This is a genomic window from Pseudomonas trutticola BRTCR10 (assembly GCF_056155105.1).
Map to the genome: position 1 here is coordinate 4,996,990 of NZ_CM149552.1, position 12,681 is coordinate 5,009,670.

Genomic DNA, 12,681 nt, shown 5'->3' on the forward strand with positions numbered 1-12,681 from the left:
TTGGCTTTTTTCTCCGCACGTTTTTCAATGGCGGTCTTGGCCGGTTTTTTCTTGTCGGCTTTCTTGGAATTCAAACCTTTGGACATGATGGGTACTCCACTCACAGGGCTGTAGGCTCAGGTATACACCTATCCCGAGGCGCGCGTTCTTTTATAATCGGCGCTTTGCCCACCGACAGTCCGATCCCATGCCCGATACCCAATTCAGCCTGCTCGACGAGTCTCTCTGGCCGTTGATGAACAAGTTTTACCGCAGCCATCAATCCTCGATGAAAGCCGTGCGCGATGCACACTTGTGGGTGGCCCGGCGTGGCGACATTGTCGCGGCGTTGTGTTTGCGGCCGGTGGCGGGCGGGCAATGGTTGACGGGGTTGTTTGTTGATCCGGCGTGTCGTGAACAGGGGCTTGCCGCACAGTTGATCGCTGCGGCGGTGCAGGATGTAACGGAGCCGGTGTGGCTGTTCTGTCATCCGGATTTGCGCGGGTTTTATGAGCGGCGCGGGTTCACGGTCGACCCGGCCCTGCCGCAGGCGATGGCGGAGCGATTGAGCCGGTATGCGCGGAGCAAGCCGATGATCGCGTTGGAGCGCAAACCTTCAATCTGATGCAAAACCCTGTAGGAGTGAGCTTGCTCGCGACAGCAGTGTGTCAGTGACATTTTCGGTGACTGACAGACCGGTATCGCGAGCAGGCTCACTCCTACAAAGGGAATGTGTTGGCCTGGGTTAATCGTCGGCGGTTGGATCGAGGTCGGGGAACATCACTTCGGTGAAGCCGAACTTGCTGAAGTCGGTGATGCGCGACGGGTATAACCGGCCGATCAAATGATCGCATTCGTGCTGCACAACGCGCGCGTGGAAACCCGAAGCCACCCGCACAATCGGCTGGCCCTTCGGATCAAAACCCTCGTAGCGAATCTGTTGATAACGCTCCACCGCACCACGCAACCCCGGCACCGACAGGCACCCCTCAAAGCCCTCTTCCATCAACGGATTCAACGGTGTGATCAATGGGTTGATCAGGATCGTCTGCGGCACAGCCTCGGCGTCCGGGTAACGTTCGCTGTGCTCGAAACCGAAGATCACCAGTTGCAGGTCGACACCGATCTGCGGTGCGGCCAGGCCGACGCCGCCGACGCTTTCCATGGCCTGGAACATATCGTCGATCAGTTGCCACAACTCGGGGCTGTCGAACATTTCCGGCGGGACGGGCGGAGCGATACGCAGCAGGCGTTCATCGCCCATTTTGAGGATTTCACGGATCATGATCAGACTTCGTCAGTGTCCGGCTTGAGCGAGTGATCGCGGCCCAGGCCCGAGACGTGTTGTTTGGGATGTTCGTCCAGTTCGCCGGGGACTTTCTCGCCCTCGTCCTTGCCTTCGCTGGACATGTGCTCGATCACCGCATTCATCTCCGCACCGAGCAACAACACCGCCGCGGAAATGTAGAAATACAGCAACAGCACGATGATCGCGCCGATGCTGCCATACATCGCGTTGTAGTTGGCGAAGGTTTTCACGTAGAACGCGAAACCCAACGAAGCGATGATCCACACCACCACGGCCAATACCGAACCCGGCGTGATGAAACGGAATTCCTGTTTGACGTCGGGCATCACGTAATAGATCAGGGCCACGGCGACCATCATCAGAATCACGATCACCGGCCAGCGCGCGATGGTCCAGACGGTGACGATGACTTCTTCCAGGCCAACCTGCGCGGCAATCCAGCCCATCACCTGCGGCCCGAGCACCATCAGTGCGGCCGCCACCAGCAGCATGCCGGCGATGCCGACGGTATAGAAAATCGACAGCGGAAAACGCTTCCAGACCGGCCGGCCTTCGACCACGTCATAAGCGGCGTTCATTGCGCTCATCATCAGGCGTACGCCCGCTGAAGCGGTGTACAAGGCGATAACGATACCGACCGAGAGCAAGCCGCCCTTGGACTGTTGCAACTGGTCGATCACCGGGTTGACCTGCTCCAGCGCTTGCGGCGGCAACACCAGTTCCGATTGCAGGCGCAGCCAGGAGAAGAAATCCGGCAGGTGCAGGAAACCGATCAGGGCAATCAGAAACAGGATGAACGGGAACAGCGAGAACAGCATCTGGTAGGCCAGTGCCGAGGCATAAGTCGACATCTCGTCGTCGACGAATTCAGTGACCGTGCGCACCATCACCCGGTGCAGGGGCAGACCTTTCATGTCCGGAAATATCATTCGCGTCTCCTTTCGCCGCAATACAGGTTGAAGTCGTGGCGACTCAGGGGCCGTTTTTTACCTCACGGTAGCCTACTTGGCGATCCTTGGTGGGGTCAGCGCAGGCTTTTGACACAAAAACGGCCATCCTTGGATGGCCGCTTCGCTGTTTCGTTCAAGACGCGATTACGCCTTGTCGACGGTTTTCTTCACAGCGTCTTTGGCTTTGCCGACAGCTTGCTGGGCTTCGCCTTTTTTCTCTTGAATCTTGCCTTCGGTTTGCAGCTTGGTGTTGTCGGTGGCTTTACCGACGCCTTGCTTGACGTTGCCGACTGCTTCGTTGGCCATGCCTTTTACTTTATCGCCTGTGCTACTCATGGTGTTTCTCCTTGGTGCAATTAGGGGAAAAGTCAGTACGTAATGATTGACCGGCCGGGTTTGCGCGGAGTTTCATTTATTTTTCGGTGGTTCTTTTCGTCGCTCTGCGCAGGTTGGGCTTTATGTTTACCCGCCCAGCCCCGAGAATGCGCACCTATGGGCGCCGTGCGCCAAAGATCAGATCCCGCAGGAATGTTATGAAACTCGATAAAAAGCAGGCCATTGCCCGTAGAAACCAGGAACTGGGCGGTGCTGTGCTCGGCACCAACAACTGCCACTTCGCCGAACTGAACCGTAACCGCAACATCTGGTGGTTCGACCTGCCGGTGTCGCGCCTGGCCGTTGGTCAGTACGAGTGGATTCACCTGCTGATGCACACGCCGGCGACCGACGAACTGCTGCACCTGAAGGTGCCGACGGTGTTTCTGCGTGAAAAGCTTGAAGGTCTGGTGATTCGCAACGAGGGCAAGCGCAAGGCGGCGTTGAGCCTAGAGTTGAGTGCGGACAAGGATTCTTACTTGCAGGACATGCGTCCGGCGGGCACCAACGTGAATTTCGCGCCGTTCCGTCAGTAGGATTTGCACGATGATCGTTCCCACGCTGTGCGTGGGAATGCCGCCCCGGACGCTCCGCGTCCAGTACTGCAGGGACGCAGAGCGTCCCGGGATGCGTTACCACGCAGAGCGTGGGAACGATCAAATCCAAGCCCTGCTCTGCACCAACAAAAAGCCCCGCATCAGCGGGGCTTTTTGTTTTATGCGGCGTTCTTCGCCTTGATCTTCTTCAGCTCTTCGTCGCGCAATTCGCGACGCAGGATCTTGCCGACGTTGGTGGTCGGCAGCGCGTCGCGGAACTCCACCGAACGCGGCACCTTATAGCCAGTGACGTTGGCGCGCATGTGCTCCATCACCGTTTCCTTGGTCAGCGTCACGCCCGGCTTGGCGACGATGAAGATCTTGATCGCCTCGCCCGACTTCTCGTCCGGCACACCAATCGCGGCACACTGCAACACGCCCGGCAGAGTTGCCAGCACGTCTTCCAGTTCGTTCGGGTAGACGTTGAAACCGGAGACCAGAATCATGTCTTTCTTGCGATCGACAATGCGCATGTAGCCGTCCGGCTGGATCAGCGCGATGTCGCCGGTTTTCAGCCAGCCTTCGCTGTCGAGCATTTCATCAGTGGCTTCCTGACGCTGCCAGTAGCCCTTCATCACTTGCGGGCCCTTGACGCACAGCTCACCGATTTCGCCCAGCGGCTGCTCGACACCGTTATCGTCGATGACTTTGCACAGGGTTGATGGCACCGGAATGCCGATGGTGCCGATCTGGATGTTCTGGATCGGGTTGACCGTGGCCACCGGGCTGGTTTCGGTCATGCCGTAACCTTCGCAGATCGGGCAACCGGTCACGGCTTTCCAGCGTTCGGCGGCAGCCAGTTGCAGGGCCATGCCGCCGGACAGGGTGACTTTCAGCGCGGAAAAATCCAGCTTGCGGAAACTTTCGTTATTGCACAGCGCCACGAACAGCGTGTTGAGGCCGACGAAACCGCTGAACTTCCACTTCGACAGTTCCTTGACCATCGCCGGCAGGTCGCGCGGGTTGCTGATCAGGATGTTGTGGTTGCCGATCAACATCATCGCCATGCAATGAAAGGTGAACGCATAGATGTGGTACAGCGGCAGCGGCGTGATCAGGATCTCGCAACCTTCATTGAGGTTGGAGCCCATCAGCGCCTTGCACTGCAGCATGTTGGCGACGAGGTTGCGGTGGGTCAGCATCGCACCTTTGGCCACGCCGGTGGTGCCGCCGGTGTATTGCAGCACGGCAACATCACCGCTGTCCGGGTTGGCTTCGGCCACTGGCTGGCCCTGGCCCTTGCTCAGCACGTCGTTGAACTTGACGGCTTTGGGCAGATGATAGGCCGGGACCATTTTCTTCACGTACTTGATGACGCTGTTGATCAGCAGGCGCTTGATCGGCGGCAGCAGGTCGGCGACTTCGGTGACGATAACGTGCTTGACGCCGGTTTTCGGCACCACGGTTTCGGCCAGGTGCGCCATGTTCGCCAGGCACACCAGCGCTTTTGCACCGGAGTCGTTGAATTGGTGTTCCATTTCCCGCGCGGTATACAGCGGGTTGGTGTTGACCACGATCAGCCCGGCGCGGATCGCACCGAAGACGGCTACCGGGTACTGCAGAACGTTGGGCAATTGCACGGCGATTCGATCACCGGGCTGCAAATCGGTATGCTGTTGCAGATACGCGGCAAACGCACCGGACAATTCATACAATTCACCGTAGGTGATTGTCTTGCCCAGGTTGCTGAAAGCCGGTTTGTTGGCGAAGCGTTGGCAGGATTGCTTCAACACTGCCTGAATGTTCGGATACTCGTCTGGATTGATGTCGGCAGCAATTCCAGCCGGGTATTTATCCTTCCAAAAGTCTTCGATCATGGAAGCCCACTCCTCAGCAACGCGAATTCTTCACCGCATTTGATGCGATTATTATTGGTGTGTGTTTTGTATTGGTGAATCTGGCTTTTACATAGGCCGAGAAGTCACAAAGCGCGCCGAGAGTAGCAGCTTTGCCGAGGGTCGACTAGAGCCAAAAGCGGCCCCTACAGTCACATTGATGACTCAAGACTTTCTGGCAGTCATTTTAGAGCAAAAATCCTATATCACCTTGAAAGTCCCGGATTTCGGGGGTTTTCCTGTCAAAAGCATCGCGGGCAAGCCCGTTCCCACAAGGTCTGCATAGATCCCCGTGGGAGCGTGGCTTGCCCGCGATCCGCGCTAAGCGCGGCCATTCACCGATCAGGCGATATCGCGCAACTCACGCCGCAGAATTTTCCCTACAGGCGTCATCGGCAACGACTCACGCAACACAATGTGCTTGGGTACTTTGTACGCGGTGAAGTTCTCTTTGCAGTAAGCCTTCAACTCTTCAAGGCTGACTCCGGTTTCCCGCGCCACCACAAACAGCTTCACCGCCTCCCCCGAACGTTCGTCCGGCACACCGATCACCGCGCAGTTGGCGACTTTCGGGTGGGCCATCACCACGTCTTCGATTTCGTTGGGGTACACGTTGAAACCGGAGACGATGATCATGTCCTTCTTGCGATCGACGATGCGCACGAAGCCGTCCGGATCGATCACCGCAATGTCGCCGGACTTGAACCAGCCCTCGGCATCCAGCACTTCGGCCGTGGCTTCAGGCTTTTGCCAGTAGCCTTTCATGATCTGCGGGCCTTTGATGCACAACTCGCCACGCTCGCCTAGCGCTTGTTCGACGCCGTCATCGTTGATCACTTTCAATAGCGTGCCCGGCACGGGTAAACCGACGGTGCCCAGACGTGACTGGTCGCCGTACGGGTTGGTGCAGGCCACCGGCGAGGTTTCGGTCAGGCCGTAGCCTTCAGTGATGCGGCAACCGGTGAGCTGTTCCCAGCGCTCGGCCGTGGCTTTGACCAACGCGGTTCCGCCGGAGTTGGTGAGCTTCAGGCTGGAGAAATCCAGGGTCTTGAAATCCGGATGTTCCATCAGCGCGACGAACAGAGTGTTGAGCCCCAGCAGCGCCGAAAACTTCCAGTTCTTCAGCTCCTTGATGAACCCGGCGATGTCCCGCGGGTTGGTGATCAGCACGTTGTGATTGCCGGACACCATCATGCACATGCAATTCGCGGTGAACGCATAGATGTGATAGAGCGGCAGCGGCGCGATCATCACTTCCTGGCCTTCACGCAGCAGCGGTTGGCCATCCGGCCCGAGTTGCGCTAGACAGGCGCGCACTTGCTGCATGTTCGCCACCAGGTTGCCGTGGGTCAGCATCGCGCCTTTAGCCAGGCCCGTGGTGCCGCCGGTGTATTGCAGCACGGCAATGTCGTCGAGGCTGACCTTCAGCGGCTTGATCCCCAAGCCGCGGCCCATGCGCAATGCGCTTTTGAAGGAGATCGCCTGCGGCAGCGAATACGCCGGGACCATTTTTTTCACTTTGCTGACCACGGTGTTGACCAGCCAGCCTTTGGCGGTTGGCATCAGGTCGCCCATCTTCGCTTCGATCAGGTATTGAATGTCGGTGTCGGCCAGCACTTCCTGGACTTTCTGGCCGAACATGTTCAGGTACACCAACGCCCGCGCGCCGGAATCCTTGAACTGGTGGCGCATCTCCCGCGCGGTATACAGCGGGTTGGTGTTGACCACGATCAGCCCGGCGCGCAAGGCGCCGAACACGGCAATCGGGTAATGCAGAACGTTGGGCATCTGCACCGCGATGCGATCCCCCGGCACCAGATCGGTATGTGTTTGCAGGTAACCGGCGAAAGCGGCGCTCTGGCGTTCGAGTTCGGCATAAGTCAGGGTCACGCCCATGTTGCTGAAGGCCGGGCGGTCCGCGAACTTCTTGCAGGAACGCTCAAACACCTCGATCACCGACTTGAACTCACCCATGTCGATGTCCAGCGGTACGCCGGCCGGGCGTTTGTCATTCCAGAAATCAGGTTGCATTGTTCTTGTCCTCTTTACCTGAGCCGATCCGGGGCCGCGTTTCTGTCATTTCTCTTTCGTCCATTGAAAACAGAAAGCAAAAAGCGGAGCTTCACGGACACTAGCAGTTATGGCCAATCAGGCAAATAAGGGCACAGCCGTCATTGATCGTGTGAATCTTCCTGCCGTGGCGTGGGCTGATCGGACGGCGATCAACAGATGCGCTATACAATGCTTCGACTCTGAGCAAAGGAATCGCCATGATCCACGACACCCTATGGCTGGACGCGAGTGACCGCAGCCGCCTCTTCGTCAATCAGTGGCTGCCGGCCGCGCCATTGAAAGCGGTGATTTTGCTGGCCCATGGCATGGCGGAACACAGCGGTCGTTACGCACGGCTCGCCGACACGTTTTGCGACAAAGGCTATGGCGTATACGCGCCGGATCTGCGTGGACATGGCAAAACTGCCGATCACGGCACGCTCGGGCATTTCGCCGATGACGACGGCTGGTGCAAAGTGCTGGGTGACCTGGCCAGCCTCAACCAATACATCGGCCAGCAACATCCCGGCGTCCCGATCATCCTGCTCGGCCACAGCATGGGCAGCTACCTTGCCCAGGGTTATCTACTGCACCACAGCGCCAGCCTGCACGGAGCGATTCTCAGTGGTTCGAACTTTCAACCGGTGGCGCTCTATGGCGCCGCACGGCAGATCGCTCGCGTGGAAAAGCTGCGTCAGGGTGGCAAGGGTCGCAGCGCGTTGATCGAGTGGTTGTCGTTCGGCTCGTTCAACAACAAATTCAAACCGGTGCGCACGCCGTTCGACTGGCTCAGCCGCGATCCGGGCGAAGTCGACAAGTACGCCAGCGATCCGCTGTGCGGCTTTCGCTGCACCAATCAGCTGTGGATCGATTTGCTCGGCGGCTTGCAGCAAATCAGCAAAGCGTCCAATCTCGCCCAGATCGACCCGGGCCTGCCGCTGCTGGTAATCGGCGGCGAATGTGATCCGGTGAGTGAAGGCAAGCGTCTGACTGATCTGGCCAATGCCTTGCGCACGGCCGGCAGCCAAAACCTGCAACTGCAGATCTACCCGCAGGCGCGGCACGAATTGTTCAACGAAACCAACCGCGACGAAGTGATCGCCGATGTGCTGACCTGGATCGACCAGGCCCTGAGCCATCCCCGCCCTCACCGCAGCGAATAACTTTTTGTGGATTCATTTAATCCGTCACAGGAATCAAGACCGATGACCCAGGTTACCAACATCCCTTACGAAGCCCTCGAAGTCGGCCAGACCGCCAGCTACAGCAAGACCGTCGAAGAGCGCGATATCCAGTTGTTCGCCGCAATGTCCGGCGACCACAACCCGGTGCACCTGGACGCCGAATTCGCCGCCGCCAGCATGTTCAAGGAGCGTATCGCTCACGGCATGTTCAGCGGTGCGCTGATCAGTGCGGCGGTGGCGTGCGAGTTGCCTGGGCCGGGCACTATTTATATCGGTCAGCAGATGAGCTTTCAGAAGCCAGTGAAGATCGGTGACACGCTGACAGTGCGCCTGGAAATTCTCGAGAAGCTGCCGAAGTTTCGTGTGCGCATCGCCACCCGTGTGTTCAACCAGCGTGATGAATTGGTGGTGGATGGCGAGGCCGAGATTCTGGCGCCGCGCAAGCAGCAGACCGTGACATTGCCGACGTTGCCGGCGATCAGCATTGGCTGATTGATTTGTGGGGTGAGGGGGAAAGGGAGCCGATCTTCGTGCTTTTCAAAACCTGAGTTCACCTCAGATCGCTCAAGTCTGTGTATCTCCAACATCCACCTCGGTCAGTCCCCTCTCCCTCCGGGAGAGGGCCAGGATGAGGGGCTTCTGCTTCTGCTTTCCCGGACACATAAAAAAACGCCAGACTAGCTGGCGTTTTTTGTGTGCTACGAACGCTTACGAGCGGGCGCGAGCCTGGTTACGCAGGGCTTTCACCTGATCGTGGTTGCGTTGTACGCCGTGGTACTGACGCTCAACCAGATCACGAATACCCACCAGGTTGTGCTTGGAAATTTTCTCAAGCGCTTCTTTGTAAGCCTTCAGCGCATGGTCTTCACCGCGCTCGGCTTCGTTGAGCACCGCTTCTTCGTCTTTGCCGGTGAACATGGCTTTGACGTCGACCCAGCGACGGTGCAGGTCACCGCTGACGCTGGTGGAAGTTTCCGGATCGCCGCCCAGTTTGCGAACTTCCGCTTGCAGTTCAGCAGCGGCAGTGGCGCAGTCGGCAGAGCGAGTCACGAACAGGGTTTTCAGTTCAGGATGCTTGATGTCTTCAGCGCAAGTCTTGAACCCTTCCTGACCGTCCTTGCTGGTTTCAATCAGGTCATTGAGTACAGAGATGGCTTCTTTGTTTACGTCGGTCATTTTTCAATTCCTTGCGATCGGTTGAAGATGCAAGGGATATTGCAGAGTGCGTGCCAGTTTTTTTGCTAATGTTAAATCCTTATTTATCAATGACTTATAGATAATTGAACTATCTGTATCACGGTTATTTGCATGATCTGTCATTTGGCCTGCATGCAGAATGCCTGTATTTTCCAGTTTGATTTTGAATCCAGACGAAACCCGATGAATCCCGAAAAACTCGAACTGCTGATCACCCGTGAAATGCCCTTCGGCAAATACAAGGGCCGGATCATTGCCGACCTGCCGGGTCCATACCTGAACTGGTTTGCCCGTGAAGGTTTTCCCCACGGCGAACTTGGTGGCTTGTTGGCATTGATGCAGGAGATCGACCACAACGGCCTGTCCGACTTGCTCGAACCGCTACGCGCCAAACACGGCAAACCTGCCCCGCGCCACTGAAGCGCCCTCCTCTATTTGAGCCCTGTCGATCATGCCCGATAACACCCGCCGCGCCCGAGACGAAGCCTTCTGGCGAACGTTCGCTGATCGTTATGACGCTCACCCCGGCCCCGTGAACCTGGAAAACGGTTACTTCGGGCGCATGTCGCGCACGGTGATCGAGGAGTACCAACGCAACATCGAGCTGATCAACAACAGCAACTCGGTGTATGTGCGCCAACGCTTCGAGCAGCACGATAACCTCGACATCCGCGCGCAACTGGCCGAGTTGATTGGCGTGCGTGCGCAGAGCGTTGCCTTCACCCGCAATGCCACTGAAGGCCTGCAATCGTTGATCCGTAACTACAACCGCCTGCAACCGGGCGATCAGGTGCTGATCAGCGACCTCGAATACGACACGGTCAAAGGCGCCATGCGCTGGCTGGCCAGACATCGCGGTGTCGAGGTGATCGAGATCGCTCACACGCATCCGGCCACTTTCGACAGTCTGCTGGAGACGTATCGCGAGACTTTTGTCCGTCATCCGCAGCTCAAGCTGATGGCGCTGACCCATGTGACCCACCGCACCGGTCTGGTGATGCCGGTGCAGGCAATTGCGGCAATGGCCAAGGAACATGGCGTCGATATCATCCTCGACGGCGCACACGCCCTCGGTCAGTTGGAATTCGACCTCGAAGCCATGGGCATCGCGTTCGCCGGCTATAACCTGCACAAATGGATCGGCGCACCGCTGACCCTGGGCTTTCTTTATATCGCCCCGCAACGCCTGGCCGACATTGATCCGGACATGGGCGAGATGCACTACCCGAGCAATGACATCCGGGCTCGCACGTCCTACAGCACCCCCAATATTCCGGCGCTGATGAGCCTGCCGCTGGTGTTCGAGGAGCACCGATCACTGGGTGGGGCGGCGGCCAAAGGTGCGCGGCTCAACTACCTGCGCAATCTGTGGGTCAGCGCCGTACGGCACTTGCCGGGCATCGAGGTGATGACTCCGGACGACGCGCGTCTGTACTGCGGCATCACCGCGATGCGCTTCACTCGCCACGACGACCAACAGGTGATGGCCGAGCGGCTACTGAAAGACCATAACCTGTTCACCGTGGTGCGCACCGGTGCAGCGTGCGGGCCGTGTATCCGTATTACCCCGGGACTGACCACCACCGCGACCGATATGCAGTTACTGACCCGCGCGCTGAACGAGCTGCGCTGAGACGGTTAGACAGTGTACTTGTCGAAGTCCTCGGGTTTGATCTGCGACGACGCCGCAAAGGTGTCGATGCCGATGGTCAGATGGCCGAAGTAGCCGTCCTCGTGCGAGTCACGGCCGATCGGCCAGACCGTCAGGATTGATGCTTCACCGTTCTGCCCGGCATAGAGGCTGTCTTCGATGTTTTGCAGCGGAGATGAAGCGCGCCCGCGATAGGCTTGTGCGTTGAGCACGGAACGTGAAACCACCTCGGGAAAGAACAATTGGCCGACCCAGGCGACGTTGCGTTCTTCCAGGTATTCGTTGCCGGCAACGATGCGCACCGCCACATGGATGTGCAGCGCGCGGCCGGCGTAGAAGCCGGGATAGATGGTGGTAAACCGCGCTCGCCCCTTGTGATCGCAGAACTGGCTGCCACGCAGGTAAGTGTCATCGTCCGTGCGCGGGATCGAACCGATGGCCTCGACATCGACCTCGGTGTCCGGGTCGAGCCGGCTCCAGCCGGAGTAGGCGCCTCGTGCATTGCAATGCCAGATGTCCACCAGAGCGCCGTTGACGGGCTCGCCGGTCATCGCATCGACAATGGTCAGGCGCAGGATCAGCGGCAAGCCTTCAGCGCCTTCGCTGATGTTGCGACGCAAGAGTTTGGGATTGCGAAAATACGGCCCGGCAATTTGTTCGGGGGCCAATTGATAAACCGGTTGTGGCGATGAGGCGGAGAAGTCTCGATCCATGACACGTGCTCTCTTCCATAAGAAGCACGCAGATTAGCGCCGGAAAAAACCGCTTGTGCGGTAACTATGTATCGCGGGATGTATTCGCCACTTTTTTCGGGGCAAAAAAAAACGGTGCACCGACCAAGCGCACCGTAAAGCCGTAGAACACACAACGAAGTGTAAGGTTGCTATCAGTCCAGCAGCGCCAATGCCTCGGCGGTGCATTCCTGAATACGGGCCCAGTCGCCGTTCTTGATCCAATCCGGATCAAGCATCCAGCTACCGCCCACGCACATGACGTTTTTCAGCGCCATGTAGCTCTTGATGTTGGCCGGGCCGACGCCGCCGGTCGGGCAGAATTTCACTTCACCGAACGGGCCGCCAAGGGCTTTGATTGCCGCCACGCCACCGCTGACTTCAGCCGGGAACAGTTTGAAACGACGATAGCCCAGACCATAGCCTTCCATGATGCCGGAGGCGTTGCTGATACCCGGCAACAGCGGAATCGGGCTGTCGACACTGGCTTCGAGCAAGTCGCGGGTGATGCCCGGGGTGACGATGAATTGCGAACCCGCCGCCTCAGCCGCTGCGAGCATGTTGCGATCGAGCACGGTGCCGGCACCGGTGACCAGTTCAGGACGCTGCTCGCGCAGGATCTGGATCGCCTTGAGGCCGAACTGCGAACGCAGGGTCACTTCCAGCGCGGTCAGGCCACCGGCAGCGAGGGCGTCGGCCAGTGGCAGCACGTCCTGTTCGCGAGCGATGGTGATCACCGGCAGGATCCGCGCCTTGGCGCAGAGGCTGTCGATCAGGGCAACTTTGTCCGCCATGGAAACGGTCGGGGATGGGGTTGTCATA

General features: G+C 58.4%; 14 protein-coding genes. 6 read left to right on the forward strand and 8 right to left on the reverse strand.

Annotation, left to right across the window (positions count from 1 at the left end):
* Positions 1-187: 187 nt before the first annotated feature.
* Positions 188-604 carry a GNAT family N-acetyltransferase gene (locus ACVVH8_RS22745; RefSeq protein WP_475226478.1) on the forward strand — a complete coding sequence of 139 codons (417 nt, stop codon included), beginning with the start codon at positions 188-190 and terminating at the stop codon, positions 602-604.
* Between the two features lie 120 nt (positions 605-724).
* Here ACVVH8_RS22745 and def read toward each other — a convergent pair whose 3' ends face one another.
* The 3 genes from def to ACVVH8_RS22760 form a co-directional block, all read right to left on the reverse strand.
* Positions 725-1,264, reverse strand: a complete 540-nt coding sequence (gene def, locus ACVVH8_RS22750; protein ID WP_475226480.1) for a peptide deformylase — start codon at positions 1,262-1,264, stop codon at positions 725-727.
* Between the two features lie 2 nt (positions 1,265-1,266).
* A complete protein-coding gene (locus ACVVH8_RS22755) occupies positions 1,267-2,217 on the reverse strand; it encodes a YihY/virulence factor BrkB family protein (protein WP_103304004.1) in 951 nt (316 codons plus the stop codon).
* 165 nt (positions 2,218-2,382) lie between these two features.
* Entirely contained in the window at positions 2,383-2,574 is a 192-nt protein-coding gene (locus ACVVH8_RS22760; protein ID WP_401303460.1) for a CsbD family protein, read from the reverse strand.
* Positions 2,575-2,771: 197 nt separating this feature from the next.
* Between ACVVH8_RS22760 and ACVVH8_RS22765 the strand changes: the two genes are divergently transcribed.
* On the forward strand, positions 2,772-3,149 hold the full coding sequence (locus ACVVH8_RS22765; protein ID WP_041068691.1) for a hypothetical protein: 378 nt from the start codon (positions 2,772-2,774) through the stop codon (positions 3,147-3,149).
* Positions 3,150-3,328: 179 nt separating this feature from the next.
* Here ACVVH8_RS22765 and fadD1 read toward each other — a convergent pair whose 3' ends face one another.
* Both fadD1 and fadD2 read right to left on the reverse strand, forming a co-directional pair.
* Positions 3,329-5,026 carry a long-chain-fatty-acid--CoA ligase FadD1 gene (gene fadD1, locus ACVVH8_RS22770; protein WP_475226483.1) on the reverse strand — a complete coding sequence of 566 codons (1,698 nt, stop codon included), beginning with the start codon at positions 5,024-5,026 and terminating at the stop codon, positions 3,329-3,331.
* A gap of 360 nt (positions 5,027-5,386) precedes the next feature.
* Positions 5,387-7,075 (reverse strand): long-chain-fatty-acid--CoA ligase FadD2, encoded by a 1,689-nt coding sequence (gene fadD2, locus ACVVH8_RS22775; RefSeq protein ID WP_103304000.1) that lies wholly within the window; start codon positions 7,073-7,075, stop codon positions 5,387-5,389.
* Positions 7,076-7,314: 239 nt separating this feature from the next.
* On the opposite strand from fadD2, the gene ACVVH8_RS22780 reads away from it, so the two are divergent.
* Together ACVVH8_RS22780 and ACVVH8_RS22785 are read left to right on the forward strand one after the other, a co-directional pair.
* The gene (locus tag ACVVH8_RS22780; protein ID WP_103303999.1) at positions 7,315-8,259 is read left to right on the forward strand and encodes an alpha/beta hydrolase; all 945 of its coding nucleotides are present in this window, start codon (positions 7,315-7,317) and stop codon (positions 8,257-8,259) included.
* Between the two features lie 42 nt (positions 8,260-8,301).
* Positions 8,302-8,772: a MaoC family dehydratase gene (locus tag ACVVH8_RS22785; protein WP_003227420.1), complete on the forward strand. Its 471-nt coding sequence runs from the start codon at positions 8,302-8,304 to the stop codon at positions 8,770-8,772.
* A gap of 216 nt (positions 8,773-8,988) precedes the next feature.
* Here ACVVH8_RS22785 and ACVVH8_RS22790 read toward each other — a convergent pair whose 3' ends face one another.
* Positions 8,989-9,456, reverse strand: coding sequence for a ferritin-like domain-containing protein (locus tag ACVVH8_RS22790; protein ID WP_103303998.1), 468 nt, complete (start codon positions 9,454-9,456; stop codon positions 8,989-8,991).
* A 204-nt stretch (positions 9,457-9,660) separates the two neighbouring features.
* On the opposite strand from ACVVH8_RS22790, the gene ACVVH8_RS22795 reads away from it, so the two are divergent.
* Complete coding sequence (locus ACVVH8_RS22795) at positions 9,661-9,897, forward strand: DUF3820 family protein (RefSeq protein ID WP_003227425.1); 237 nt, start codon at positions 9,661-9,663, stop codon at positions 9,895-9,897.
* 31 nt (positions 9,898-9,928) lie between these two features.
* Positions 9,929-11,110 (forward strand): aminotransferase class V-fold PLP-dependent enzyme, encoded by a 1,182-nt coding sequence (locus ACVVH8_RS22800; RefSeq protein ID WP_475226485.1) that lies wholly within the window; start codon positions 9,929-9,931, stop codon positions 11,108-11,110.
* A 5-nt stretch (positions 11,111-11,115) separates the two neighbouring features.
* Here the strand turns inward: ACVVH8_RS22800 and ACVVH8_RS22805 are convergent, their stop codons facing one another.
* Complete coding sequence (locus tag ACVVH8_RS22805; protein WP_213026386.1) at positions 11,116-11,841, reverse strand: intradiol ring-cleavage dioxygenase; 726 nt, start codon at positions 11,839-11,841, stop codon at positions 11,116-11,118.
* A gap of 173 nt (positions 11,842-12,014) precedes the next feature.
* Complete coding sequence (locus ACVVH8_RS22810; RefSeq protein ID WP_475226488.1) at positions 12,015-12,680, reverse strand: bifunctional 4-hydroxy-2-oxoglutarate aldolase/2-dehydro-3-deoxy-phosphogluconate aldolase; 666 nt, start codon at positions 12,678-12,680, stop codon at positions 12,015-12,017.
* Position 12,681: the final 1 nt, after the last annotated feature.

Coding starts and splice junctions, on each gene's coding strand:
- ACVVH8_RS22745 (WP_475226478.1), top strand. CDS start 188: ATGCCCGATACCCAATTCAGCCTGCTCGACGAGTCTCTCTGGCCGTTG.
- def (WP_475226480.1), bottom strand. CDS start 1,264: ATGATCCGTGAAATCCTCAAAATGGGCGATGAACGCCTGCTGCGTATC.
- ACVVH8_RS22755 (WP_103304004.1), bottom strand. CDS start 2,217: ATGATATTTCCGGACATGAAAGGTCTGCCCCTGCACCGGGTGATGGTG.
- ACVVH8_RS22760 (WP_401303460.1), bottom strand. CDS start 2,574: ATGAGTAGCACAGGCGATAAAGTAAAAGGCATGGCCAACGAAGCAGTC.
- ACVVH8_RS22765 (WP_041068691.1), top strand. CDS start 2,772: ATGAAACTCGATAAAAAGCAGGCCATTGCCCGTAGAAACCAGGAACTG.
- fadD1 (WP_475226483.1), bottom strand. CDS start 5,026: ATGATCGAAGACTTTTGGAAGGATAAATACCCGGCTGGAATTGCTGCC.
- fadD2 (WP_103304000.1), bottom strand. CDS start 7,075: ATGCAACCTGATTTCTGGAATGACAAACGCCCGGCCGGCGTACCGCTG.
- ACVVH8_RS22780 (WP_103303999.1), top strand. CDS start 7,315: ATGATCCACGACACCCTATGGCTGGACGCGAGTGACCGCAGCCGCCTC.
- ACVVH8_RS22785 (WP_003227420.1), top strand. CDS start 8,302: ATGACCCAGGTTACCAACATCCCTTACGAAGCCCTCGAAGTCGGCCAG.
- ACVVH8_RS22790 (WP_103303998.1), bottom strand. CDS start 9,456: ATGACCGACGTAAACAAAGAAGCCATCTCTGTACTCAATGACCTGATT.
- ACVVH8_RS22795 (WP_003227425.1), top strand. CDS start 9,661: ATGAATCCCGAAAAACTCGAACTGCTGATCACCCGTGAAATGCCCTTC.
- ACVVH8_RS22800 (WP_475226485.1), top strand. CDS start 9,929: ATGCCCGATAACACCCGCCGCGCCCGAGACGAAGCCTTCTGGCGAACG.
- ACVVH8_RS22805 (WP_213026386.1), bottom strand. CDS start 11,841: ATGGATCGAGACTTCTCCGCCTCATCGCCACAACCGGTTTATCAATTG.
- ACVVH8_RS22810 (WP_475226488.1), bottom strand. CDS start 12,680: ATGACAACCCCATCCCCGACCGTTTCCATGGCGGACAAAGTTGCCCTG.